This window comes from Paractinoplanes lichenicola, from assembly GCF_016785085.1.
In the GTDB taxonomy this organism is placed as follows: Bacteria; Actinomycetota; Actinomycetes; order Mycobacteriales; family Micromonosporaceae; genus Actinoplanes; species Actinoplanes lichenicola.
In genome coordinates, this window is the sequence record NZ_JAENHO010000025.1 from 49,819 (window position 1) to 70,401 (window position 20,583).

Below are 20,583 nucleotides of genomic sequence, written 5' to 3' on the forward strand. Positions count from 1 at the left end.
CGTCATCGATCCGAGCACACTCGCATTACTCTTGCCGTGTGCCGGATGGGATCAGTGTGAACCCTTCCAGTACTACCGCCCGTAAGTCCCCGCGAGGGGAAATACTCGGGCGGTAGTGCTGTATCCGGGGTAGTTCGGCCGGTCGGCGGCGGGAGATGCGAAGCGTGGAACCGATGGAGGGCTACGGCCCGGCTTCTCGGCGGCGACGGGGATTGGTCCGGCGCAAAGAGATGCCACTCTGGCAAGAGCTGCCGCTGCTGCTGGTGGTGGCCTTCTGCCTGGCCGTTCTGATCCGCACCTTCCTGGTGCAGGCGTTCTACATCCCCAGCGGGTCGATGGAGAACACGCTGCTGGTCAAGGATCGCGTGCTGGTCAACAAGGTCATCTACGACATGCGCGATCCCGTCCGCGGCGAGATCGTGGTCTTCCGCGGCGACGAGAACTGGACCCCCGAGGTCACCGAGCCGGTCAGCAACACGTTCGCGGCCAAGCTCGGCCGCACGATCGGCGACCTCGTCGGCGTCAGCCGCCCGGGGGAACGCGACTTCATCAAACGGGTGATCGGCCTGCCCGGTGACAAGGTCGCCTGCTGCGACGCCAAGGGGCGGATCACCGTCAACGGCGTCGGCATCGACGAGCCGTACATCGCGGACGGTTTCAACTCCGACCTCAACCAGCCGCCCAACCCGAACCAGTGCACCAGCCGGCAGTTCACCGAGGTGATCGTCCCGGACGGTGAGATGTTCATCATGGGCGATCACCGACAGGTCTCGCAGGACGCGCGGTGCCAGGGCCCGGTGCCGATCAGCAACATCATCGGGCGGGCATTCGTCATCGTCTGGCCCAGCAACCGGTTCACCAGCCTCTCCGTGCCCGACGTGTGGAAGGCGTACGCCGCCGACCACCCGACCGCGGCCGCCCCGGCGCTCGAGCCGATGCGGAAGGACGATCCGGCCACCGAGGTTTTCGCCCTCCCGTTTCTGTTAAGTGCGGCGTTATCCGCGCGTTCCGGACTGCCGTTCGGGACCCGGCGACGTAGGCTCCCCTCGTGATTGACGAGCAGACCGAGAAGCGCAAGAGCTCCTTCTGGCGCGAGCTACCGATCCTGCTGGGCGTGGCGGTTCTGGTCGCCGTGCTGGTGCGCGCTTTCGTGCTGCAGACGTTCTACATCCCGTCGCCGTCCATGGAGCACACGCTCAACGTGCTCGACCGGGTGCTCGTCAACAAGCTGGTCTACGACTTCCGCGAGCCCCGCCGCGGCGAGATCATCGTCTTCGAGGCGCCCTCGCAGTGGCAGTCGGGCGCCGAGGGCGAAGACTTCATCAAGCGGATCATCGGCGTCCCGGGCGACCAGATCTCGTTCAAGGCTTCCGACAACAAGCTCAAGATCAACGGCGTTCTGCTCGACGAGCCGTACATCTTCAAGAACGAGGCCGGCGAGCAGGACGCGCCCGCCGATGAGGACTTCGAGGTCACCGTCCCGGCCGACCGGCTCTGGGTGATGGGCGACCACCGCTCGGCGTCAGGCGACTCGCTCGAGCACTACCAGGACAGTGACAACAACGTGATGGAGGCGACGATCCCCGAGGATTCGATCGTCGGCCGCGCGTTCACCGTGTTCTGGCCGGTCGGACGGGCCACGTGGCTCTCCGTGCCGGACGGCTTCAGCGCGATCCCCGATCCCAAGTAACCCTCGGTCGTAAGATCCACCTCCGGCGCAATAGGCTTGAGCGCGTGACCGTTGTCCAACGCCGCGCCGCCCGCGTGCTGCTCGTCGACTCGGCCGGCCGGGCCCTGCTGCTCTACGGCGGCGATCCGGCCCGGCCCGGCACGAGTTGGTGGTTCACCCCCGGCGGCGGGCTGGAAAGCGACGAGACGCCCGCTGAGGGCGCCGCCCGCGAGCTCTTGGAGGAGATCGGCCTCCAGGTCGACCCGGCCGAGCTGGGCGAGCCGGTCTTCCGCCACGTCGCCGAGTTCAGTTACGACGCCCGCGACTACCGCCAGGAGCAAGACTTCTTCGTCCTGCGGGTGCCCGAGTGGCAGGTCGACACGGCCGGCATGGACGCCGAGGAGAAGGCGACCATCACCGCGCACCGCTGGTGGTCGGCCGACGAGATCGAGGCCAGCGCCGAGTCGATCTTCCCGGTCGAGCTGCCCGAGCTGTTGCGGCGGGTTCCCTGATGCTGGCCCCACCTCGCACAGTGGTCCGCCGCGAGGGCGGGCTCTACGCGCTCGAGCGGGCCCTGCAGCGCCGCGGCTTCCGGCACGTGGCCGGCGCCGACGAGGCCGGCCGGGGCGCGTGCGCCGGGCCGCTCGTGGCCGCGGCCGCCCTGCTGCCCGAGGGCAAGCGCGGCGAGATCGACGAGCTGGCCGACTCCAAGCTGCTCACCCCGGCCGCCCGCGAGCGCGTCTACGAGCAGGTGGTCGAGCGCGCGCTGGCCTGGTCGGTGGTGATCGTGCCGGCCACCGAGGTCGACGCGCGCGGCCTGCACGTCTGCAACCTGGCCGCCATGCGCCGGGCGCTCGCCTCGCTGACCACCCCACCCGAATACGTGCTGACCGACGGCTTCCCGGTCGACGGCCTGGGCGTGCCCGGCCTCGCGGTGTGGAAGGGCGACCGGGTCGCTGCCTGCGTGGCCGCGGCCAGCGTGCTCGCCAAGGTCACCCGGGATCGCATCATGGTGGAGATGCACGACCAGTTCCCGGCGTACGGGTTCGCCGTGCACAAGGGCTACATCACCGACGAGCACAGCGCCGCGCTCAAGCAGCACGGGCCGTGCGCCGAGCACAGGTTCTCTTATGTGAACGTGGCCGCCGCCTCCGGGCGGGGCAACCGGCCGCCGCGGGCCCGCCGCCCCGTGCAGGCCCAGCCAGTACTCTTTGATGCATCCGACAGCACGTCCCTCGTGCTTCCGGAGACCCCTGGGGGTACCGTCGGCGTGGCGTCGGGCGACCAGCCTCGGACGTCGCCGTCGGTGGGGGAAGATGAGGCCATGGAGGGCGAGAAGCGATGAGCGCAGAGGATCTCGAGAAGTACGAGACCGAGATGGAGCTGCAGCTCTACCGGGAGTACCGCGACATCGTCCGCCAGTTCTCCTACGTGGTGGAGACGGAGCGCCGGTTCTACCTGGCCAATCAGGTCGACCTGCACGTGCGCAACTCCGACGGCGAGGTGTATTTCGAGGTCGAGATGCACGACGCCTGGGTCTGGGACATGTATCGCCCGGCCCGGTTCGTCAAGAACGTGCGGGTGATGACGTTCAAGGACGTGAACGTCGAGGAGCTCGAGAAGCCCGACATCTCGCTGCCCGACGAGCCCGGCTTCGGCGGCAGCTGAGTTATCCACAGGGCCGTTTTTCCCGGTCCTGATGCGGCAGATTCCTCGGCATGGTTCTGCTGCTCGCTGTTCTGTTGTTCGGGTGGCCCGTCGCGCCGCCCGACGTCACGCGCCCCTTTGATCCGCCGGCCCAGCCCTGGCTGGCCGGGCATCGCGGGGTCGATCTCGCGGGTCCGCCGCTGACCGTGGTGCGGTCGGCCGGGCCCGGCACGGTGCTCTTCGCGGGCCTGGTCGCCGGGCGCGGGGTCGTCAGCGTGGCCCACGCAGGCGGGCTGCGCACCACGTACGAGCCGGTCACCGCCACCGTCGCCGTGGGCGACTCGGTGGCCCAGGGCGACCCGATCGGGCGCCTCGAGGCCGGGCATCCGGGCTGCCCCGCGGCGGCCTGCCTGCATTGGGGGCTGCGCCGCGGGTCGCTCTATCTCGACCCGCTGGCTCTGCTCGGGCTGGGCAAGGTGCGGCTGCTGCCCGTCGGCTCCGCTGCTCGGCGGCAATAGTGGTGCGGCAGCCGCTCGTCTCAGCGGCGATAGTCGTGCAGCAGCTGGGGGAGGCGCTCGGCGAACCGGTCGTATTCTTCCGGCCGGTTGTAGACCTGGGCGCTCAGCCGCAGCAGGCCCCGGCCGCCCCACGCGTTCACCGCGGTCTCCACGGCCAGCTTGTCGGCGATGTGCTGCCGCAGCGCCTGCGCCTCGGGCGGGGTGGTGGCCAGGCCGGCCGGCAGCGGCACGATCCGCATCGCCAGGTCGGGGTCGCCGGGCCGGGGCAGCTCGGCCACGGGCACGTTCAGCGCCTCGCCGACCACCCGCTGGCCGTAGCCGGCGAGCGCCGAGTTGTGCGCCCGCACCTCCTCCCAGCCCAGGGTGCGCAGCGTGAACAGACCGGTCGGCGAGGTCAGCCAGGGCGTGTAGTCGAGCGTGCCCTGCGACTCCACGGCGTGCGGGAAGCCCTGCTCCTGATCCCACGAGACGACCAGCGGCTCCATCTTGCGGCGCCACTCGGGGGCCACCGAGAGCAGCGCCGTGCCGCGCGGGGCGAAGGCCCACTTGTGCAGGTTGCCCACCCAGAAGTCGGCCCCGATCGACGCCACGTCGACCAGCAGCATGCCGGGCACGTGCGCCGCGTCGACCATGACCGGGATCTCGTGCTCGTGCGCGGCGGCGGCGATCTCGCGTACGGGGAAGGTGGTGGCGGTGGCCGAGGCGATCTGGTCGATGATCAGCAACTTGGTGCGGCCCGGGCGCAACGCGGAACGCACCCGGCTGACCAGCTCGGCGTCGGTGGCGCCCATCGGCAGCGCGACGGTCCGCACGGTCGCGCCGGCCCGGCGGCACCGGCGACGGGCGGCCATCGCCACGGCGCCGTACGCGTGGTCGGTGAGCAGCACCTCGTCGGCCGGCTCGAGCTTGACCGACTGCAGCACCAGCGAGGCGGCCGCCGTCGTGTTCGGCACCAGCGCGCTGACCTCGGGATCGGCGCCGAGGAAGGCGGCCAGATGGCGTCGGGTATGGATGATCCGGTCGCTCAGGCCCTGGGCGAAGAAGCGCAGCGGGTTCGACTCGATCTCGTCGCGCAGGCGCTGCTGGGCCCGCTGCACCCCGATCGGCACGGCGCCGAACGAGCCGTGGTTGAGATAGGACACACCCGGGTCGAGCGAGAACAGAAGGCGGGCGCCTGGGATGGGGGCGGGCGGTTCTCCGGCGCTCACCCTTGCGATCGTACGGGGTCAGGCCCGCGGGTGCGCCTGTTTGAACGCCGCACGCAGGCGCTCCGTGGACACGTGGGTGTAGATCTGCGTGCTCGACAGCGAGGCGTGACCCAGCAGATCCTGCACCGCGCGCAGGTCGGCGCCGCCGTCGAGCAGGTGGGTGGCGGCCGAGTGGCGCAGGTCGTGCGGGCTGGTGTGGGGGAGCCCGGCCGCGCGGGCGGCGGCGGCCACGATCCGGCGCACGACCGTCTGCTGCAGGCGGCCGCCCTTGACCCCCAGGAAGAGGGCGTCGCCGCTGGTCTTGACGGCCAGCAGCGGGCGGGCGTGCTTGCGATAGGCGTCGAGGGCCTGCTGAGCCGGGATCCCGTACGGGACGGCCCGTTCCTTGGCGCCCTTGCCGAAGACCCGTACGACCCGCCTCGCCTCGTCCAGGTCGGCCTGGTCGAGACCGCAGAGCTCACTGACCCGTACGCCCGTGGCGTAGAGCAGCTCCAGCACGGCTCGGTCGCGCAGGCTCTCGGGGGTCTCCTCCTTCGCCGGCTCCACCAGCGCCGCGGCCTGGTCGGCGCGCAGCACCGTGGGCAGGGTGCGGTGAGCCTTGGGGCTGGCCAGATGCGCCCCGGGGTCGGTCGCGATCCGGGCCGAGCGGAACGCCCACGCGGTGAACGCGCGGGCCGCGGCCGCCCGGCGGGCCTGGGACGTACGGGCGGCGCCCTGCCGCATGCGGGCCGCGAGCCAGCCCCGCAGCAGCACGATGTCGAGCTCGGCCAGCGTGGTGACGCCCGAATCGGCCGCGTGGTCGAGCAGCGAGACGACGTCGCCCAGATACGCGCGTACGGTCTCGGCCGAGCGGTCGTCGACCCGGGCCAGATGGTGACCGAACTCGTCGACCGCCGTGCGCAGCTCCGGTGGCAGTCGTTCGTGCGTCTCGCGGGTTCCCACGTGTCGACGTTCTTCGTTCCGCGGGTGATCGTCAAGCTCTTGTCCGGCGTTTCTAGACTGCCCTCACCATGGCAACGATCCGCGGCATCCTCGTGCCGGCCCTGTTGGGCGTGCTCTCCGGCTGTTCCGTGCTCGGCGGGGGCTCACCGACCCCGACCCCGACCCCGGTCACCGCCCCGCCCTCGGCCAAAGCCGGGTTCGGCGGCCCCGAGCCGGCGGCCCAGTCGGTGACCGAGGAGATGTTCCAGACGCCGTCGAAGAACATCGTGTGTGCGCTGACGTCGTCGGAGGTGCGGTGCGACATCGCCAAGAAGTCGTGGGCGCCGCCCCCGGAACCGGCCGACTGCGATTTCGACTGGGGCAACGGGCTGGTCGTCACGGGCGGCAAGGTCACCTTCACCTGCGCGAGCGACACCGTCCTGGGCTCGGCCCGCATCACCCTGGAGTACGGCGAGGCCATCCGCGCCGGGACGGTCCGCTGCGACAGCGCCAGCAGCGGGCTGAAGTGCCGAGACGTGGACACCGGCCACGGCTTCACGCTGGCCACGGCGAACTACACGGTGTTCTGAGCGTTCTTGTCGTACCCCCGGTCTAGCGTCTCGGTCATGGCTAGCTGGCATGAGATCGAGAAGGATGCGCCCGCCTTCGCCGAGCGGGTGCGGGCCCTGTTCGACGCGGGCACCAACAAGACGATCGCCACCCTCCGCCGCGACGGCTCCCCCCGCATCAGCGCGAATGAGGCCAAATTTGAGAACGGCGAGCTGACGTTCGGCATGATGGCCGGCTCGATGAAACTGCATGACGTCCGCCGCGACCCCCGGCTGGCCATGCACGCGCCGACCCTGGAACCGCCGGCCGACAACCCCGAGTCCGGCCCCGGCGACGCCAAGCTGGCCGGTGTGGCCGTCGAGATCGAGCCGCCCGCCGACTGGCCCCACGGCGAGGCCGGCCTGTTCCGCATCGACATCCACGAGGTGGTGCTGACCTATGTGGGCGTCCCCGCCGACCACCTGGTGATCGAGTCCTGGCACACCGGCCGCGGCCACACCCGCAGAACCCGACTCTGACCCGCCGCTCGATGGGCTGCTACGGACGGGTGAGCTGCACCCGGTCGGCGGGGTGGACGGTCTCGGTGCCGTCGGTGCCGGTCACCACGAGCACGGGCACGCCCTCGCCGAGGCGGTATTTGCGACGCTCGGCATCCGTGGGCATGCGGGCACTGGCGCGTTCGCCGCGGGCCAGCGCGATCAGCTCCGTCGGCTCGGGCACGCGCACGAAGGTGCCCCGCGGCCGATCGACGGTCACCAGGCCCTCGGTGCGCAGCTGCCCGATCGCCTGGCGGACGGTGGTGCGACTGATGCCGTATTCCTGCGCGAGGCGCAGCTCGCTGGGCAGCGGCTCACCGGGCCCCAGCTCTCCCGATTCGATCTGATTGCGGAGCAGGTCAGCCAGTTGGCGAAAGACCGCACGGTCCGCGGAGGGATCGATCATGCACCTCAGTCTACGTGACCACGATGCTCCATCGGATTGTACGTACGAAGCCATGTAGGTATGATAATCCTGCCGCACTGAGAAGGCTGAGACTTGATCGGGCGGCAGGGCGGGCGGCGGTAAAAGCCGCGAAACGGGGTGCGTCAGCACCCACGGACGGCCCAGCCGTCGCCCGTTCTTCCGCTCCTCCGGGAGCACTCGAACACTCCGCGCCCTGCGGGCCGTCGGCGCTGCCGCCGACTCCAGCCCCACTGAGGGCCGCCCGGGCAGAGACCCTGTGCCTCGCGCTGCCTTGACCCCGGCCACGTCGTCGCCTGTGGTGCCGTCGACTCGAACTCTTCGCTTCCGACGGTCAGCCACCGCGCGGCCCCGTCAGCCGCCGCGCGGCCCCGTCCTCAGTCACCGCGCGGCCCCGTCAGCCGCCGCGCGGCCCCGTCCTCAGCCAACGCGCGACCCCGTCAGTCACCGCGCGGCCCGTCCTCAGCGCCACGCGGTGGCTGCCGGTCCGCTAAGCCACGAACCCGTCCTGATGATCCGTTCTCGGCTGGCCGTGGCGTTCCCCGCGGTAGGGGTCATCCGGATAGATGGCGGCTCTGCGGGCCCAGCCGATGAAGCGCTCAAAGAGATCCCCAGGCGCCATTTGCCCGGCAGAGATCAGGTCCCCGAGCGCGTCATACATCTGAGCGCTCAGATAGATCGTCAACACCGACGGAAAGTTCCGAGCTTCCTCGAGCAACTTCGTCCGCGCGACCCCACAGGGCCACGGATCCCCGCAGACCGAACAGTCCCACCCGGGCCGACGATTCAAGTGCACCGGCGCCGTCTTCCTCGGCGCCGCCCGCTCGTCCGACGCGGAGTTCTTACCGTCCGCGGACGCCCTCGAACTCCTGCCCGCTTTGGCCCCCGCCGAGTTCCGCACCGCCACCGAAGGCTTGGTCTCCTGGGCCTGCCGCGGCGTCCGCCCTTGGCCCGCCGACCGAGCTTGCCCCGCCCGTTCCCTCGCTTGTAGCTGGTCAGAACTTCGCGCCCCCGCGCGCTTCGCCATTTCCCCGATCCTCAGCGCCTCCCCAAGTATCCGTTCCGCTCCCGCCTCCTCCGGCGTTCGCGTCTTCCCGGACGTCCGTGCCTCCGCGGCCGTCCCGGGATCGCCGGCTCCGTCCGGCCCGGAGCCCTCAGGGACGGGCGGATCGGGTGGGTTCGGCGGCGGGTCGTTTGAAGTCATCACGGTTCCCCCAATGCACCCTGCTTCGGGTGGTGCTGCTGTCCGAGCCAACGGGCCGGATCGGAACCGCTCGCCGATCGATGCGGCGATCCAGGAGCCGCCTGGAGCTGCAGCGCCGATGGGTCGTCCCGTCGCACGTGGCCGTAGTCGACGCCCGGCCGGCGCCGCTGCCTGGTTGCTCCGCCATCCGACGGCGCAGAACACCGCATGGCCACGCGCGCGGCGAACGTCTCCCGCCTCTTGGAGCCGTCCGCGGTCGCGCGTGGGGTAAGTCAGGCCAAGCGCCCGTCGCCGATCAAGACCGGCTGGTCACTGGTGGCTCGGCCGCCGCCGGTGGACTCGGGACGGCGGCGGCCGCCCCCGATGGTGTTTTGATGACTCCGCAGACGCGTGGCCGGCCGTTTCGCCGCGTGGGCGAGCGTAAGGGCCAGCTGCAGCGCGGGCCGCTGCTGCCCGGCGGCTTCTGGGGTCTCCGCGCGGGAGAGTGGGTGCCGCCGGGCGAGCAGCTTGACAGAGCTGTGGGATCGCTCTCTGTCGTGCCCGGTCTCATGAGTTCTTCGTAGCTGTACCTCCTTTCCGTCACGGGGGCTGGTGAGGGCGGGGAAAGGTCTGGCACGGGGGCTGGTGAGGGCGGGGAGAGGTCCGGCACGGGGAGGACGCCGCGAGGAGGAAAGGGGAGCGGCGTCGCGGGGACGAGGGCGTCGACGCACGGCGCGGACAAGCCGCAGGTGCATCGTCGCCAGAACGACTGCCACATGCGTCGATGGGTGGGGTCGACCGGCACGGGCTGCGTTGTCTGGCGACGCCTAGTCATGGGAACAGTATAGGTGACATACGACTAGCTGTCTCCTAGCAACTTGATGATTGACTAATAGTCTCGCGCCTACGGTCGATCATGTGGCAGCGAAACCGATCCGGCTCATGGGGGCACACGAGATCCGCATCCGCTTGGGTGGGGTGAGCCGGCAGCGTGCGTACCAGATCACCAGCCGTGCCGACTTCCCCAAGCCCATCGCCGACCTGGCCCAGGGCAAAGTCTGGGCGGCCGACGACGTCGAGGCGTGGATGAAGGTGCACCGCCGCGATCTGGACGACTCGGAGGACTGACCCTCGGCCGAGCGCCGGCGGGACAGGAGAGAGAGCGGGCGACCGGGAGGCGCCCGCCGTTGTGCTGCGCGCAAAAAGTCATCGGTTTCTCCGGCCCAGCGCCACCCCGGTCCCGCGGCGCTCGATCAGACCGGTCAGCTCCAGCAAGGACAGCCGTCGCAACACGAGCCGCAGCGACAGCCCGGCGCGAGCGGCCAGGTCTTCCGGCGTGATGGTTCCGCGCCGCGGCACCGACTCCAGGATCAGCGCCGACTCCTCGTCGAGGTTGTCCCGCCGATGCTCGGGCCCGCGCGGCACGTCCGCCTGATACTCGCCGACCTGGCCCACCGCCTCCAGCACGTCCGCGGGCCCGGTGACCAGGGTCGCGTCGGGCCGGGAGCGCAGCAGCTCGTGGCAGCCGACCGACATCGCCGAGGTGATCGGCCCCGGCACCACCATCGCGGGCCGCCCCAGGGCCAGCACCCGTCCCATCGTCTGGATCGCCCCGCTGCGGGCCGCCGCCTCGACCAGCACCGTCCCGGCCGTCGCGGCCGCGATCACCCGGTTGCGGATCAGGAAGCGGTGCTTGTGCGGCTCCGACCCCGGCGGCCATTCGCTGATCAGCAGGCCGGTCTGGGCGATCTGCTCGAACATCGCCGTGTTGCCCATCGGATAGGGCCGGTCGACGCCACAGGCGAGCACGGCCACCGTACGCCCACCGGCCGCCAGCGCCGCCCGATGAGCGGCCGCATCGATGCCGAACGCCCCGCCCGACACCACTGTCCAGTTCTGCTCGGCCAGCCCGTACGCGATCTCGTTGGTCGCATGGATGCCGTAGCTCGACGCCGCTCTGGCCCCCACCACCGCGACCGACCGTTCGAGCGTCTCGCCCAGCGGCCAGTCCCCGCGAACCCAGAAGCACAGCGGCGGCCGCACATCGTGATTGATGCGCTGGTTGCCTTCGAGCGTCAACGTGGCCAGCGCACCCACTCGTTCCGGCCATTCGTCGTCCGACGGCACCACGATGCGTGCGCCCAGCCGCTCGGCCCGGCGCAGCGTCACCTCGGCCAGCCGCCGCGGATCGAGGTTGGCCGCCTTGGCGATCGCGGCCGCCCGCAGCGCCTTGTCGGGCACGTCACCCCGCAGCACCCGGGCCAGCGCCGTCTCGGCGCCGTCCTGCTCCACTAGCGACCACACCGTCCGATTCCCCGGCTCGGCCAGCCAGGTCAGAGCCACCCGCGCCGCCCGGTCGCCGTCGCCCGCGGCGGGGATAGGGAGCGGACGGGTCGGGGAGGAGAAGAGGTCATCCATGGCGGTCACCCATGCGTAGCTGGATCGCCTCGTTGACCTCGGCCCGGGTCGGGCGGCCCACCCCGTCCAGGTCGGCGATCGTCCACGCCAGCCGCAGCACGCGATCGAAGCCGCGGGCCGACAACAGTCCCTTGTCGAGCGAATCGCGCAGGACCGCGGTGTCCGCCGCCGGCAACCGCCACGGCGGGCGCCGCAGCACCTGCCCCGGCACGGCCGCGTTCACCCGCCAGCCGTCGCCGGCCCAGCGCGCGGCTGCCGCGGCCCGGGCCGCCGCCACCCGGGCGCCGACCTCGGCCGAGGAGGGGGCCGGGGCCGACGAGACGGTCAGCTGGGCCGCCGTCAACGGGGCCAGGGTCAGCCGGATGTCGATCCGGTCGAGCAGCGGTCCGGACAGCTTGGCCAGGTAGCGGCGCCGGACGACGCGCGGGCACGTGCAGTGCTGATCGCCGGCCGGGCTGGCGCAGGGGCACGGATTGGACGCCAGCACCAGCTGGACCTGGGCCGGGAACTCGGTCGTGCCCTGGGAGCGGGCCAGCCGCACCCGTCCGGTCTCCAGCGGCTGGCGCAGCGCCTGCAGAGTGGCGGACACGAATTCGGCCGCCTCGTCGAGGAACAACACCCCACGGTGGGCCAGCGACATCGCCCCGGGGCGGGCCAGGCCGCTCCCGCCGCCGACGATCGCCGCGGCCGAGGCCGTGTGGTGCGGCGCCTGATAGGGCGGCCGCCGGATCAGCCGCCCGTCCGGGGGCAGCACCCCGGCGATCGACTGCAACGCCGTCACCTCGAGGGCCGCCTCGTCGTCGAGCTCGGGCAGGATCGACGGCAGCCGTTCGGCCAGCATCGTCTTGCCCGCCCCGGGCGCCCCGAACATCGCCAGGTGGTGCCCGCCCGCGGCCGCCACCTCGAGCCCGTACCGCCCCATCTCCTGCCCGGCCACGTCGGCCAGGTCGGGGCCGGCGGGCGGCGGCCCCGGCTCGTACGGCGGCGGGTCGAGCAGGCCGTCCTGCCCGCGCAGGAAGGCGATGAGCCGGCGCAGGCTGTCGACGGCCCGGACGGTCACGCCGGGCACCACGGCGGCCTCGCGCGCGTTGGCCAGCGGCACGATCACCTCGGTCAGCCCGGCCCGTACGGCCGCGGCCACCATCGGGAGCACCCCGCGGACCGCCCGCACCTGGCCGTCGAGGCCCAGCTCGCCCAGCACCACGACCTTGTCGAGCGCCTCCCCGGGCAGCTCGCCCGCGCCGGTCAGCAGCGCGATCGCGATCGCGAGGTCGAATCCGCTGCCGTGCTTGGGCAGCGCGGCCGGCAGCAGGTTGACCGTGATCCGCCGGTTGGGCCACGACTGGCCCGAGTTGACCACCGCGGCCCGCACCCGGTCGCGGGCCTCGTGCAGCGCGGTGTCGGGGAGCCCGGTCAGCGTGACCACGGGCAGCCCCTGGGACAGGTCGGCCTCGACCTCGACGATGTGCCCGGTCACCCCGAGCAGGCCGACGCAGAAGACGCGGGCGTAGCCCATCAGAACGCCGCGCGGATGTGGGTGACCTGGCTGCCGCCGCGGGTCTGCGGGAGCACCTCGACCACGTCGAAGCGGATCTCGCGGGGCCGGATGCCCGCCTCGGCCAGCCAGCGGAGTGCGAGGTGCCGCAGCCTGCGCACCTTCTGCTGGGTCACCGCGGCCGCGGGCGGGCCGAACCGGTCGCTGCGGCGCGTCTTCACCTCGCAGAACACGATGTCCTCGCCGTCGCGCAGCACGAGGTCGACCTCGCCGTCGGGGCAGCGCCAGTTCCGGTCGAGGACCACGAGCCCTTGCTCCTGCAGGTGCTGGGCCGCGACGTTCTCGCCGTACACGCCCACCGCTCGCCTTTGCGTCGTCATGGCGGACAACCTGGACCGCCGGGGCTCGCCGCGCATCCGGCCCGGTCCAAGATCTGTGGACAGAGCGCAACTGTGGAAAACCTCTGTGTCACCGTCCAGGTGTGTTATAGGGCCAGCGGTGGCATTCACGCCCGTAGTCACTTAAGTTGCGACATCGTGGAAGGACGCCGTTACGCCGATGAGCCCGAGCCCAGCTGGTATTCCGGGCCGGGTCAGTACTCACGCTCGACAGAAGCCGAGGTGTCCGGTTCCATTCCGGCCGCGAACCCGTACGACTCGGGCATCCACGAGCGGCCGAGCGGCGCGTTCCGGCTCCCGGAGCAGCGCCCGGTCACCCCCTCGTACGCGGCGCCCGACCCGGTCACGTCGACCGGCAGCCACGCCCGCCCGGCCGAGCCGGAGCCCCGCGTCCCCGTACGGGGTCCGGAATACCCGACGATCCAGCCCCCGGTCGCCGCGGCCGAGCCGACGGCCCTGGTGCCGCCGGTGGTCGAGCGGCGGCAGGAGAGTGTGTATCAGTCCAAGCGCCCGGTTACGTCAGTGGTGATCGCGATCGTCACGGCCGTCCTGATGATCCCGGTCGTCCGGTTGCTGATCGACGCGACGTTCACCGGTGACCCGGCCGCCGGCGCCATCGTCCCCGCCGTTCTGCTCACGCTCGGCTTCACGCTCACCGGGATCGGGCTGTTCTCGCTGACCCGGGTGGGCTCGATCACCCGCGAGACCTGGCTGCGGCCCCCGGTGGCGTACCTCCCGGCGGGGTTGATCTTGCTGCTCGCGGCGGGCCTGGCCGCCGCGTAAGGGGCACTCCGAAGCTTGGCGTATGCTGGTTGACGGCGACCGCCTCGTGCGGTCGACCTCGCGTGCCCTCTGTCAGGTCCCCTTCGCCGGGGCCTGCGGCGACGGCCCTCCCTGGTCTCGATCATCTCGGGTCCGACTGTGGCCGGCGACCGGGCGCCAGGACGCTTGCCGCCGGTGAGCGTGACAACCAGGGATCCATAGGAGTAACCACCATGGCCGTCGTGACCATGCGCCAGCTGCTGGAGAGCGGTGTCCACTTCGGGCACCAGACCCGGCGCTGGAACCCGAAGATGAAGCGCTTCATCTTCACCGAGCGCAACGGTATCTACATCATCGACCTGCGCCAGACGCTCGACTACATCGAGAAGGCGTACAGCTTCGTGCGTGACACCGTCGCCGAGGGTGGCCACATCCTCTTCGTCGGCACCAAGAAGCAGGCGCAGGAGGCCATCGCCGAGCAGGCGACCCGCGTCGGCCAGCCGTACGTGAACCACCGCTGGCTGGGCGGCATGCTCACCAACTTCCAGACCGTTTACAAGCGGCTCCAGCGCATGAAGGAGCTCGAGGCTCTGGGTGACCTGACCGGCACCGCCGCCGGGTACACCAAGAAGGAGACCCTCCAGCTCTACCGGGAGAAGACCAAGCTCTCGAAGACCCTCGGTGGCCTCCGTGACATGACCAAGACGCCGTCGGCGATCTGGGTCGTGGACACCAAGAAGGAGCACATCGCGGTCGACGAGGCCCGCAAGCTGGGCATCCCGGTCATCGCGGTGCTGGACACCAACTGCGACCCGGACGAGGTCGACTTCCCGATCCCGGGCAACGACGACGCGATCCGGTCCGCCGAGCTGCTCACCAAGGTCATCGCCGCCGCCGTGGCCGACGGCCTGATCGCCCGCTCCGGCCGGGGCCGTGGCGGCGCCGACGAGAAGCCCGAGCCGGGCACCGTCGCCGCCGGCGAGCCGCTGCCCGAGTGGGAGCGCGACCTCTACGAGGGCGCCGAGAAGAAGGCCGACGACGCTCCGGCCGCTGAGGCTGCCGAGGCTGCCCCGGCTGCTGAGCCGGTTCCGGCCGCTGCCGCACCCGCCGAGTAAGTCACCGACGAACCTGACATCGAGAGAGAGTCATGGCTAACTACACCGCCGCGGACGTGAAGAAGCTCCGCGATCTGACCGGTGCCGGCATGATGGACTGCAAGAAGGCGCTCGAAGAGGCGTCCGGCGACTTCGACCAGGCGGTCGAGTTCCTGCGCATCAAGGGCGCGAAGGACGTCGGCAAGCGGGCCGGCCGCACCGCGGCCAACGGCATCGTCGCCCACTCGGGCGGCGCGCTGCTCGAGCTGAACTGCGAGACCGACTTCGTCGCCAAGACCCCCGACTTCGTCGCGCTGGGTCAGCAGCTGGTCGAGCTGGGCGAGCAAAACAAGGTCGCCGACGCGGCCGCCCTGCTGGCCGCCACGCTGCCGGACGGCAAGACCGTCGCGGACACGGTCCAGGAGTACTCCGCGAAGATCGGCGAGAAGATCGTCGTGAACCGCTTCGTGATCCTCGACGGCACCGTCGCGGTCTACCTGCACCGCAAGGCGCAGGACCTGCCGCCGCAGGTCGGCGTGCTGGTGGAATACACCGGCAAGTCGGACGAGGCCGCCGACGCGGACGCCCGCGGCATCGGCATGCAGGCCGCCGCCATGCGCCCGCGCTACCTCACCCGCGAGGAGGTGCCGGCCGACGTCGTCGAGTCCGAGCGCCGCATCGCCGAGGAGACGGCCAAGGAGGAGGGCAAGCCCGAGAAGGCCCTGCCCAAGATCGTGGAGGGCCGGGTGAACTCCTTCTTCAAGGACTTCGTCCTGCTCGAGCAGGCGTCGGTCGTCGACAACAAGAAGACCGTCAAGCAGATCGCGGACGAGGCCGGGCTGACCATCACCCGCTTCGTCCGGTTCGAGGTCGGCCAGGAGTAAGCGGGCCGCCGATTGAGGCAAGGGAGGCCGGGTACGCGATTCTGCGTCCGGCCTCCTTCTCCCATAAGGTCTCTGCTGAGCGTTCGAAGGGAAGGCGGGTCTCATGACATTGGTGACCGAGCAGGCAGTTCCGGTTGGCAGTTCGAACCCGCCCGCGCGGCCCCGCCGGGTCGTGCTGAAACTGTCCGGTGAGGTGTTCGGCGGCGGCGCGGTCGGCGTCGACCCCGACATCGTGCAGGGCATCGCCCGGCAGATCGCGACCGTGATCCGCCGTGGCATCCAGGTCGCCGTCGTGGTCGGCGGCGGCAACTTCTTCCGCGGCGCCGAGCTGCAGAAGCGCGGCATGGACCGCAACCGCGCCGACTACATGGGCATGCTCGGCACGGTCATGAACGGCCTGGCCCTGCAGGACTTCCTCGAGAAGGAAGGCATCGAGACGCGTGTCCAGACCGCGATCACGATGGCCCAGGTCGCCGAGCCCTACATCCCGCTGCGCGCCATCCGGCACCTCGAGAAGGGCCGCTGCGTCATCTTCGGCGCCGGCGCGGGCATGCCCTACTTCTCCACCGACACCGTCACCGCCCAGCGCGCCCTCGAGATCCACGCGGACGTCGTGCTGATGAGCAAGAACGGTGTCGACGGCGTCTACTCCGCCGACCCCCGCGTCGACCCCGACGCCAAGAAGCTCGACCGGCTCACCTTCCAAGACGTGATCCAGCAGGGCCTGCGCGTGGCCGACCAGGCCGCCTTCAGCCTCTGCGAGGAGAACGACCTGCCCATGCTGGTCTTCGGCGCCCAGGGCGACGACACCATCGTCCGCGCTGTCAGCGGCGAGAAGATCGGCACCTTGATCACCGCCTGAAACCCCCGCCAACCACCCCACCGCCGCCCTGAACCGGAATAAAGACAAGCCTTCCCACCGAAGAAAGCAAGGAGGCGAGAAGAGCCGGTGATCGACGAGACCCTCTTCGAGGCCGAAGAAAAGATGGAGAGCGCGGTCGAGCACGCCAAGGAGGAGTTCGCCGCGATTCGCACGGGGCGGGCCACCCCGGCCATGTTCTCCAAGATCGTGGTGGACTACTACGGCGCGCCCACGCCGGTGACGCAGATGGCCTCGGTCGGCGTCCCGGAGCCGCGCATGGTCATCGTCAAGCCGTACGACGCGTCGCAGCTCGGCGCGATCGAGCGGGCCATCCGCGACTCGGACCTCGGGGTCAACCCCAACAACGAGGGCACCCAGCTGCGCATCCACCTGCCGCAGATGACCGAGGAGCGGCGCCGCGACATGATCAAGGTCGCGCGCACCAAGGCGGAGGAGGGGCGGGTCGCGATCCGCAACGTCCGCCGCAAGGCCAAGGAGCAGCTCGACCGCCTGGTCAAGGACGGCGAGGCCGGCGAGGACGAGGGCCGCCGCGCCGAGAAGGAGCTCGACGACACCACGCACAAGTACGTGTCCGTCGTCGACGAGCTCGTCAAGCACAAGGAAGCCGAGTTGCTCGAGGTCTGATGTCGTACCTCGATCCGCGTGCCGGGCAGAGCGCCGGCGACGACACGAGCGTGCCGGCCTGGCACGCGGGCGAGGACGTCCCGCCGACTGAGGTTCCGACGACGGAGCAGAAGCCGCAACTGGGTCGCCGGCGGGCCAAGGGCCGGGCCGGTCGCAATCTGCCCGCCGCGATCGGCGTCGGCGTCGGCCTGGTGCTGCTGGTCCTCGGCTCCCTGGTCATCTGGCCCGATGCGTTTCTGGGGGTCATCGCGCTGGCCTCCGCGGTCGGCGTCTACGAGATGGTCCGCGCCCTGCGCGCCACGGGCGCCGACGCCCCGCTGATCCCGCTGGTCGCGGGCGCGCTCCTGATGACCGGTTTGGCCTGGTACGACGGCCCCGACGCGCTGCTGCTGGGCCTGGTTGTGACGATCGCCGCATCGGTGATCTGGCGCATAGCCGACGGGGTCGCCGCGTTCCGCCGTGACCTGGTCGCCAGCGTCATGATCTCGATCTACGTGCCGTTCCTGCTCAGCTTCGGCGTGCTGCTCCAGCTGCCCGACGCCGACGGGGACGGCCAGTGGCGAGTGCTCTGCACGCTGCTCGCCGTCGTGCTCTCCGACACCGGCGGCTACGCGGTCGGCGTCTTCTTCGGCAAGCACAAGATGGCCCCGGCGATCAGCCCCGGCAAGACCTGGGAGGGCTTCGCCGGCTCGGTCCTGTCGGCCGCGATCGGCAGCGCCGCGCTGCTGTACTTCCTGCTCGACATCCCCGTGTACTGGGGTTTGCTGTTCGGCGCGCTCCTCGCCGTGGTGGCCGTCGCCGGTGACCTGGCCGAGTCGATGCTCAAGCGCGACCTGGGCATGAAGGACATGAGCAACCTGCTGCCCGGTCACGGCGGCCTGATGGACCGGCTCGACTCGATCCTGTTCGCCGTCCCCACGGCCTACCTCCTCTTCGCGCTGATCGGGGCGAACACGTGACCGGCAGGCACACAGGCGAGCGTGCGAGACTGGGTGGGTCATGACGATTCTTCCGGTCATCCCGACCAGCCTCGACCAGCCCGACGCGGTGGCCACCAAGCGCCGACCGTCGATGCCCCCGCGCCACCTCGCCGACCTCGACCTCGCGGCCCGCCAGGCGGCCGTCAAGAGCCTCGGCGAGCCCGCCTTCCGGGCCAAGCAGATCTCCACCCACTACTTCGGCCGCCTCGTGCGCGACGTCGACGCGATGACGGATCTGCCCGCCGCGTCCCGCGCCCGGCTCACCGACGATCTGCTGCCCACCCTGCTCACCCCCGTCCGCGAGCTGGCCTGCGACGACGGCGCGACCCGCAAGACGCTGTGGCGGCTGCACGACGGCTCGCTGGTGGAAAGTGTCCTGATGGGCTACCCCGACCGGGTGACGGCCTGCGTCTCGAGCCAGGCCGGCTGCGGCATGGCCTGCCCGTTCTGCGCCACCGGCCAGCAGGGCCTGACCCGCAACCTCTCGATCGCCGAGATCGTCGACCAGGTGGTCTATCTGGCCGGCGTGGCCGCCTCGGGCGCGGTCACCGGCGCACCGCCGCGGCTCTCGCGCGTCGTCTTCATGGGCATGGGCGAGCCCCTGGCCAACTACCCCCGGGTGATCGAGGCCGTGCGCAGGCTCACCACCCCGGCGCCGGAGGGTCTCGGGCTTTCGCAACGGCACATCACCGTCTCCACCGTGGGTCTGGTGCCGGCTATCCACCGTTTGACGGCCGAAGACCTCAATGTGACCCTTGCGCTGTCCCTGCATGCCCCCGATGATGATCTGCGCGATGAGCTAGTGCCCGTCAACCAGCGCTGGAAGGTGGCCGAGGTGCTCGATGCCGCGTTCGATTACGCGGCCCGGACCGGACGCCGGATCTCGATCGAGTACGCCCTGATCAGGGACGTCAACGATCAGCCCTGGCGTGCCGACCTGCTCGGCAAGCTTCTGCGCGGCAAGCTGGCGCATGTGAATCTCATCCCGCTGAACCCGACCCCGGGCAGCAAGTGGGATGCGAGTCCGAAACCGGTCGAGCGCGAGTTCGTCCGCCGGCTGCGCGAGGCCGGGGTATCGACGACGGTCCGCGACACCCGGGGCCGGGAGATCGACGGCGCCTGTGGCCAGCTGGCCGCGGGTGAGCTCACGGAGGCGAGCGCTGGGGGCGCCGCCGCCGACGCGGAGGTGGCACAGTGACTGGGCTCAGGTCCCAGCGAGCGGAGTGGGAGACGTTGTGACGAGTCAGGGGCAACGTTTCCGGCGGCGTGCTCTGCGCCGCGGCTACAAGGTGGACGAGGTCGATGCCTTCCTCGACCGGGTCGAGGCCACCCTCCAAGGCGAGCAGGTGGGCCCGCCCGTCGGCGCGCAGGAGGTGCACGACGTGGTCTTCCGCGTGCGCTTCGGCGGCTACGACGAGTGGCAGGTCGACCTGCACCTCGACCGCGTGGAGCGCCAGCTGGCCGAGCTCGAGGACCGTGGCGGCCGGGGCGCGCCCGCGCCCGACCCGATGCGTGACTCCCTGCGCGGCGGCCTCTCCGCGGCCAAGCCCGGCCTGGGCGCGGCGATGAGCGGTGGCGGCATGGGCGGCGGCCCGGGCATGGGCGGCGGCATGGGTGGCCGGATGGCCCCGCCGACCGAGCGCCTGCCCGCCCCGCCGGTGCGCGACGACCGCTTCCAGCAGCAGCCCCCGCAGCGTGGCCAGATGCCGCCGGACCCGTACGGGCGCTATGACGAGCCGACCGGTTACGGCCAGCCGCAGCAGCCCCAGCTGCCGCAGCGGCCCGCCGCGGCGCCCCCGCCCCCGGCGTACGACCGTGATCCTCGTGACCCGCGTGGCTATGACCGCGGCGGCTACGACACGGGCAGCTTCGAGCAGCCGACCGGTGGCTTCGACGGGTTCGAGGCGGGCCGGCACGGCAAGACCGACATGACCGCCGAGATCCGTATGCCGCAGCGCGAGCAGCAGGATCCGCGCGGCGGCTACGGCGGCCCCCCGATGAGCGGCCCGCCCATGAGTGGCCCGCCGATGGGCAACGCCCCGATGAGCGGCCCGCCGATGGGCTATGGCGAGCCGCAGCAGCCCCAGCTGCCCCCGCCGATGGGTGAGCCGGGTGGCGAGCTGCACCGGGTCGACCAGCTGCGGCGCACGTTCCAGCCGCGGCGCTTCGGCAGCGGTTACGACCCCAGCCAGGTCGACCGGCTGTTCGAGGGCATCCTGCAGGCGATGACCGGCCGCGGCCCGATGCCCGTCCCGGAGAATGATCTGGACATGCTGCAGTTCGGCCTGGTGCCCGGCGGCTATTTCGAGGCCGAGGTCGACGCCGCGCTGCGCGAGGTCAAGGACATCCTGACCCGACGCCGCTGACAA

The 20,583-nt window shown here is 71.1% G+C and carries 24 protein-coding genes; 17 read left to right on the top strand and 7 right to left on the bottom strand.

The window, feature by feature from the left end:
• Nucleotides 1–155 precede the first annotated feature (155 nt).
• The 6 genes from lepB (JKJ07_RS47930) to JKJ07_RS47955 are packed head-to-tail and all read left to right on the top strand — an operon-like array spanning nt 156 to nt 3,834.
• Complete coding sequence (lepB, locus tag JKJ07_RS47930) at nt 156–1,052, top strand: signal peptidase I (RefSeq protein ID WP_203078579.1); 897 nt, start codon at nt 156–158, stop codon at nt 1,050–1,052.
• Nucleotides 1,049–1,690, top strand: coding sequence for a signal peptidase I (gene lepB, locus JKJ07_RS47935; RefSeq protein ID WP_203078580.1), 642 nt, complete (start codon nt 1,049–1,051; stop codon nt 1,688–1,690). The genes lepB (JKJ07_RS47930) and lepB (JKJ07_RS47935) overlap by 4 nt, the downstream gene beginning before the upstream one ends.
• Nucleotides 1,691–1,734: 44 nt before the next feature.
• Nucleotides 1,735–2,181: an NUDIX hydrolase gene (locus JKJ07_RS47940; protein ID WP_203078581.1), complete on the top strand. Its 447-nt coding sequence runs from the start codon at nt 1,735–1,737 to the stop codon at nt 2,179–2,181.
• The gene (locus JKJ07_RS47945; RefSeq protein WP_203078582.1) at nt 2,181–3,014 is read left to right on the top strand and encodes a ribonuclease HII; all 834 of its coding nucleotides are present in this window, start codon (nt 2,181–2,183) and stop codon (nt 3,012–3,014) included. Before JKJ07_RS47940 ends, JKJ07_RS47945 begins: the two co-directional genes overlap by 1 nt.
• Nucleotides 3,011–3,337, top strand: coding sequence for a DUF2469 domain-containing protein (locus JKJ07_RS47950; RefSeq protein WP_133874843.1), 327 nt, complete (start codon nt 3,011–3,013; stop codon nt 3,335–3,337). Before JKJ07_RS47945 ends, JKJ07_RS47950 begins: the two co-directional genes overlap by 4 nt.
• A gap of 50 nt (nt 3,338–3,387) precedes the next feature.
• Complete coding sequence (locus JKJ07_RS47955; protein ID WP_203078583.1) at nt 3,388–3,834, top strand: M23 family metallopeptidase; 447 nt, start codon at nt 3,388–3,390, stop codon at nt 3,832–3,834.
• Between the two features lie 20 nt (nt 3,835–3,854).
• On the opposite strand, the gene JKJ07_RS47960 is transcribed toward JKJ07_RS47955, so the two are convergent.
• Nucleotides 3,855–5,042: an aminotransferase class V-fold PLP-dependent enzyme gene (locus JKJ07_RS47960; protein WP_203078584.1), complete on the bottom strand. Its 1,188-nt coding sequence runs from the start codon at nt 5,040–5,042 to the stop codon at nt 3,855–3,857.
• An 18-nt stretch (nt 5,043–5,060) separates the two neighbouring features.
• A complete protein-coding gene (locus tag JKJ07_RS47965) occupies nt 5,061–5,984 on the bottom strand; it encodes a tyrosine recombinase XerC (RefSeq protein ID WP_203078585.1) in 924 nt (307 codons plus the stop codon).
• Between the two features lie 68 nt (nt 5,985–6,052).
• On the opposite strand from JKJ07_RS47965, the gene JKJ07_RS47970 reads away from it, so the two are divergent.
• Both JKJ07_RS47970 and JKJ07_RS47975 read left to right on the top strand, forming a co-directional pair.
• On the top strand, nt 6,053–6,553 hold the full coding sequence (locus tag JKJ07_RS47970) for a DUF6636 domain-containing protein (RefSeq protein ID WP_203078586.1): 501 nt from the start codon (nt 6,053–6,055) through the stop codon (nt 6,551–6,553).
• 36 nt (nt 6,554–6,589) lie between these two features.
• Complete coding sequence (locus JKJ07_RS47975) at nt 6,590–7,051, top strand: pyridoxamine 5'-phosphate oxidase family protein (RefSeq protein ID WP_203078587.1); 462 nt, start codon at nt 6,590–6,592, stop codon at nt 7,049–7,051.
• 19 nt (nt 7,052–7,070) lie between these two features.
• Here the strand turns inward: JKJ07_RS47975 and JKJ07_RS47980 are convergent, their stop codons facing one another.
• Both JKJ07_RS47980 and JKJ07_RS47985 read right to left on the bottom strand, forming a co-directional pair.
• Nucleotides 7,071–7,475: a GntR family transcriptional regulator gene (locus JKJ07_RS47980; protein WP_203078588.1), complete on the bottom strand. Its 405-nt coding sequence runs from the start codon at nt 7,473–7,475 to the stop codon at nt 7,071–7,073.
• A 508-nt stretch (nt 7,476–7,983) separates the two neighbouring features.
• On the bottom strand, nt 7,984–8,181 hold the full coding sequence (locus JKJ07_RS47985; RefSeq protein WP_203078589.1) for a hypothetical protein: 198 nt from the start codon (nt 8,179–8,181) through the stop codon (nt 7,984–7,986).
• 1,437 nt (nt 8,182–9,618) lie between these two features.
• On the opposite strand from JKJ07_RS47985, the gene JKJ07_RS47990 reads away from it, so the two are divergent.
• A complete protein-coding gene (locus tag JKJ07_RS47990) occupies nt 9,619–9,804 on the top strand; it encodes a DNA-binding protein (protein WP_184957183.1) in 186 nt (61 codons plus the stop codon).
• A gap of 78 nt (nt 9,805–9,882) precedes the next feature.
• On the opposite strand, the gene dprA is transcribed toward JKJ07_RS47990, so the two are convergent.
• From dprA to JKJ07_RS48005, 3 genes are read right to left on the bottom strand one after another with little or no spacing between them, the layout of a single operon-like run.
• The gene (dprA, locus tag JKJ07_RS47995; RefSeq protein ID WP_203078590.1) at nt 9,883–11,094 is read right to left on the bottom strand and encodes a DNA-processing protein DprA; all 1,212 of its coding nucleotides are present in this window, start codon (nt 11,092–11,094) and stop codon (nt 9,883–9,885) included.
• Entirely contained in the window at nt 11,087–12,610 is a 1,524-nt protein-coding gene (locus JKJ07_RS48000; RefSeq protein ID WP_203078591.1) for a YifB family Mg chelatase-like AAA ATPase, read from the bottom strand. Before JKJ07_RS48000 ends, dprA begins: the two co-directional genes overlap by 8 nt.
• On the bottom strand, nt 12,610–12,969 hold the full coding sequence (locus JKJ07_RS48005; RefSeq protein WP_203078592.1) for a YraN family protein: 360 nt from the start codon (nt 12,967–12,969) through the stop codon (nt 12,610–12,612). The genes JKJ07_RS48000 and JKJ07_RS48005 overlap by 1 nt, the downstream gene beginning before the upstream one ends.
• A gap of 156 nt (nt 12,970–13,125) precedes the next feature.
• Between JKJ07_RS48005 and JKJ07_RS48010 the strand changes: the two genes are divergently transcribed.
• The 8 genes from JKJ07_RS48010 to JKJ07_RS48045 all read left to right on the top strand — a co-directional run bounded on the left by JKJ07_RS48010 (nt 13,126) and on the right by JKJ07_RS48045 (nt 20,580).
• Entirely contained in the window at nt 13,126–13,770 is a 645-nt protein-coding gene (locus JKJ07_RS48010) for a 6TM ABC transporter family protein (protein ID WP_203078593.1), read from the top strand.
• A 212-nt stretch (nt 13,771–13,982) separates the two neighbouring features.
• A complete protein-coding gene (gene rpsB, locus JKJ07_RS48015) occupies nt 13,983–14,864 on the top strand; it encodes a 30S ribosomal protein S2 (protein ID WP_203078594.1) in 882 nt (293 codons plus the stop codon).
• Nucleotides 14,865–14,896: 32 nt separating this feature from the next.
• The gene (tsf, locus tag JKJ07_RS48020) at nt 14,897–15,727 is read left to right on the top strand and encodes a translation elongation factor Ts (protein ID WP_184955436.1); all 831 of its coding nucleotides are present in this window, start codon (nt 14,897–14,899) and stop codon (nt 15,725–15,727) included.
• A gap of 103 nt (nt 15,728–15,830) precedes the next feature.
• On the top strand, nt 15,831–16,589 hold the full coding sequence (gene pyrH / locus JKJ07_RS48025) for a UMP kinase (RefSeq protein ID WP_203078595.1): 759 nt from the start codon (nt 15,831–15,833) through the stop codon (nt 16,587–16,589).
• 87 nt (nt 16,590–16,676) lie between these two features.
• Nucleotides 16,677–17,234 (top strand): ribosome recycling factor, encoded by a 558-nt coding sequence (gene frr / locus JKJ07_RS48030; protein ID WP_203078596.1) that lies wholly within the window; start codon nt 16,677–16,679, stop codon nt 17,232–17,234.
• The gene (locus tag JKJ07_RS48035; RefSeq protein ID WP_203078597.1) at nt 17,234–18,193 is read left to right on the top strand and encodes a phosphatidate cytidylyltransferase; all 960 of its coding nucleotides are present in this window, start codon (nt 17,234–17,236) and stop codon (nt 18,191–18,193) included. The genes frr and JKJ07_RS48035 overlap by 1 nt, the downstream gene beginning before the upstream one ends.
• Before the next feature lie 40 nt (nt 18,194–18,233).
• Entirely contained in the window at nt 18,234–19,412 is a 1,179-nt protein-coding gene (gene rlmN, locus JKJ07_RS48040; protein WP_203078598.1) for a dual-specificity RNA methyltransferase RlmN, read from the top strand.
• A gap of 37 nt (nt 19,413–19,449) precedes the next feature.
• A complete protein-coding gene (locus JKJ07_RS48045) occupies nt 19,450–20,580 on the top strand; it encodes a DivIVA domain-containing protein (RefSeq protein WP_203078599.1) in 1,131 nt (376 codons plus the stop codon).
• Nucleotides 20,581–20,583 lie beyond the last annotated feature (3 nt).

Excerpts from the sequence above, each read along its gene's own strand:
- lepB (WP_203078579.1), top strand. The coding sequence starts at position 156 with ATGCGAAGCGTGGAACCGATGGAGGGCTACGGCCCGGCTTCTCGGCGG.
- JKJ07_RS47945 (WP_203078582.1), top strand. The coding sequence starts at position 2,181 with ATGCTGGCCCCACCTCGCACAGTGGTCCGCCGCGAGGGCGGGCTCTAC.
- JKJ07_RS47950 (WP_133874843.1), top strand. The coding sequence starts at position 3,011 with ATGAGCGCAGAGGATCTCGAGAAGTACGAGACCGAGATGGAGCTGCAG.
- JKJ07_RS47955 (WP_203078583.1), top strand. The coding sequence starts at position 3,388 with ATGGTTCTGCTGCTCGCTGTTCTGTTGTTCGGGTGGCCCGTCGCGCCG.
- JKJ07_RS47970 (WP_203078586.1), top strand. The coding sequence starts at position 6,053 with ATGGCAACGATCCGCGGCATCCTCGTGCCGGCCCTGTTGGGCGTGCTC.
- JKJ07_RS47975 (WP_203078587.1), top strand. The coding sequence starts at position 6,590 with ATGGCTAGCTGGCATGAGATCGAGAAGGATGCGCCCGCCTTCGCCGAG.
- JKJ07_RS47980 (WP_203078588.1), bottom strand. The coding sequence starts at position 7,475 with ATGATCGATCCCTCCGCGGACCGTGCGGTCTTTCGCCAACTGGCTGAC.
- JKJ07_RS47990 (WP_184957183.1), top strand. The coding sequence starts at position 9,619 with ATGGGGGCACACGAGATCCGCATCCGCTTGGGTGGGGTGAGCCGGCAG.
- dprA (WP_203078590.1), bottom strand. The coding sequence starts at position 11,094 with ATGGATGACCTCTTCTCCTCCCCGACCCGTCCGCTCCCTATCCCCGCC.
- JKJ07_RS48000 (WP_203078591.1), bottom strand. The coding sequence starts at position 12,610 with ATGGGCTACGCCCGCGTCTTCTGCGTCGGCCTGCTCGGGGTGACCGGG.
- JKJ07_RS48005 (WP_203078592.1), bottom strand. The coding sequence starts at position 12,969 with ATGACGACGCAAAGGCGAGCGGTGGGCGTGTACGGCGAGAACGTCGCG.
- rpsB (WP_203078594.1), top strand. The coding sequence starts at position 13,983 with ATGGCCGTCGTGACCATGCGCCAGCTGCTGGAGAGCGGTGTCCACTTC.
- tsf (WP_184955436.1), top strand. The coding sequence starts at position 14,897 with ATGGCTAACTACACCGCCGCGGACGTGAAGAAGCTCCGCGATCTGACC.
- pyrH (WP_203078595.1), top strand. The coding sequence starts at position 15,831 with ATGACATTGGTGACCGAGCAGGCAGTTCCGGTTGGCAGTTCGAACCCG.
- JKJ07_RS48035 (WP_203078597.1), top strand. The coding sequence starts at position 17,234 with ATGTCGTACCTCGATCCGCGTGCCGGGCAGAGCGCCGGCGACGACACG.
- rlmN (WP_203078598.1), top strand. The coding sequence starts at position 18,234 with ATGACGATTCTTCCGGTCATCCCGACCAGCCTCGACCAGCCCGACGCG.